Genomic DNA, 2,101 nt, shown 5'->3' on the forward strand with positions numbered 1-2,101 from the left:
CCCCAGCTCCCCCATGGCCTGCTTGAGGGCCCGGCAGACCGACCGCGTCACCTCGGCAGCCTTGGCCGGCGGCAGAGAGCGCGTGTTGGTGAGAATGAAGCGAATTGGCGAGCCATCCTGCAGGCCCAGCTTGAGTGTTTCCACATCCCAGCGGGTCAGCAGCAGGCAACTGTGCACGGTCTGGGATCCGGTGGGATCATCATCCAGCACGACAATGGGGGGACGAGTCATCGGAGTTTCTCAGTCGAGAACAACAGCACAGCCCTACGCCTCCAGACGGAGACAACCTCACAACACCCCACCTGCCCGCACCCCCTTCTTATCATCCTCTCCCAAATTGGCCGCTCCCTCGATCCCCATCCTGTTTTTTCTCTTGATTCGAGAGAAGTTTGCCATGATTGAGATCTACCGGTGCAATTGACTGTCTTTGCGAGCCGCTAATGGGGGCAGCCACTCCCTCCCACCTACATCCATGGGGAAAAAGCCATGGGGCAAGCTGAGCTGCAACTTCAGATCAAGCGGATTCAGCAGGACGTGCTGCGCATGGGGGCGCTGGCGGAAAAATCGCTGGTCTTGGCTCAGCAGGCCCTGTTTGAGCAGAACTTGGCCGCTGCCGAACAGGCCATCTCCCAAGACAAGCAAATTGACCGTTTTTATCGTCAAATCGAGAAAGATTGTATTAGCTTGATCGCCTTGCGCTCCCCGGTGGCACAAGATCTGCGCTGGATCAGCGCCCTGATGCAACTGGTGCGGGATCTGGAGCGGATTGGCGACTACGCCAAAGACTTGGCCGAAGTGGCCTTGCGTTTGGCTCTCTACCCGCCGCCGCCGGAGCTGAGGCACATTCGCGTGATGATGCAGCGCTGCCAGAAAATGCTCAGCCATAGCCTGGCGGCCCTGACGGAATTGGATGCCGAGCTGGGCCGGCAACTGAAGCGGGAAGACGACGCCGTTGATGAAGACTACACCAACCTTTACAATACGTTGGCGCAACAGTCGGACATCCGCGGCTCGATCGAGCCTATCCTGTTGATGTTGCTGGCGATCCGCTACCTGGAGCGTTTGGCCGACCACTGCACCAATATCGGTCAGCGGGTAGCCTTTATCGTCACCGGCCACCGCGACTAACCCAAGTGGCTGCGCCTGCCCCTCGATCTCGGCTCCCATTCCCCCTGCTTCTTTCCCTTTTTGCCGATACCCGCAATGGATTTCTCTCGGATTTTTCATCACTTTTTCTCTCAACCTGCCGAGCAATGGATCGATAAAGACGTGCTGCTTGCCCTCCTGCCAGCCTCAGACCCAGAAGCGCAGGAAATGCTTGAGATTGCCCTCGATGGTCTGGTGCGGGCGGGATTTCTCGAATGCACAGGGGATCCGCCTCGCTATCGGCGTAAGCCGGATGAATCCTTGGTGGTGGGGCGTTTGCGCTGTTCCAGCAAGGGTTTTTGCTTTGCCGTTCGGGATGAACCGGGGGCAGAGGATGTGTACATCCACGGCAGCAACCTCAGCGGCGCTTGGAACGGCGACCAAGTGATAGCCCGGATTACCAAAGAAGGCAATCGCCGCCGCAGCCCAGAGGGAGAGGTGGTGGCTGTTGTGGAACGGGCCAATCCCACGCTGGTGGGCCGCCTCAAACAGACGGAAGAAGGTTTCCGAGTAGTGCCTCTGGACGACCGGCTGCTGTTCGAGCTGGCCTTGACGGAGGGCTCCCCTGCCGAGCTGGCGGAAGGTCGGGTGGCCTATGTGGAAGTGGAGCGCTACCCGCTGGGCAACCTGCCCCCCGTGGGCACGATTCGCAAGATCTTGGGCAATGGCCCGGAGGCGTCCATCGATGCAGATCTGGTCTGTTGCAAGTACGACCTGCCCCAGGAGTTTCCCCCGGCGGTGCTAGAAGCTGCAGCCGCCCTGCCCAAAAAGCTGAGCCGCTCCGACCAAAAGGGCCGTCGCGATCTGCGGGATTGGTTTTGCATCACACTGGAGCCGCTGGACTTGCAGCACCCCCACGGCCTCGAGCCCAACGTGGCCGTCTCCCTGCAGCGGCAAGAAGAGGGCCACTGGCTACTGGGGGTGCACATTGCCGACGTAGCCCACTGGCTGGATC

At 60.1% G+C, this 2,101-nt stretch carries 3 protein-coding genes; 2 read left to right on the forward strand and 1 reads right to left on the reverse strand.

Annotated features, from left to right (window positions below; all coding sequences use genetic code 11):
• Window positions 1-231 (reverse strand): four-carbon acid sugar kinase family protein (locus NW835_RS12155; protein WP_414415421.1); only part of this gene is annotated, 231 nt, incomplete at its 3' end.
• Window positions 232-486: 255 nt separating this feature from the next.
• Between NW835_RS12155 and phoU the strand changes: the two genes are divergently transcribed.
• Window positions 487-1,128 carry a phosphate signaling complex protein PhoU gene (gene phoU / locus NW835_RS12160; protein WP_414364066.1) on the forward strand — a complete coding sequence of 214 codons (642 nt, stop codon included), beginning with the start codon at window positions 487-489 and terminating at the stop codon, window positions 1,126-1,128.
• A 141-nt stretch (window positions 1,129-1,269) separates the two neighbouring features.
• The coding region (locus NW835_RS12165; protein WP_414415422.1) for an RNB domain-containing ribonuclease at window positions 1,270-2,101 on the forward strand (832 nt) is incomplete at its 3' end.

The organism is Synechococcus sp. OH2 (genome assembly GCF_047462155.1).
GTDB lineage: Bacteria > Cyanobacteriota > Cyanobacteriia > Thermostichales > Thermostichaceae > Thermostichus.

What these genes read in the sequence shown, in the direction of transcription:
- phoU (WP_414364066.1), top strand. Translation starts at nt 487, where the DNA reads ATGGGGCAAGCTGAGCTGCAACTTCAGATCAAGCGGATTCAGCAGGAC.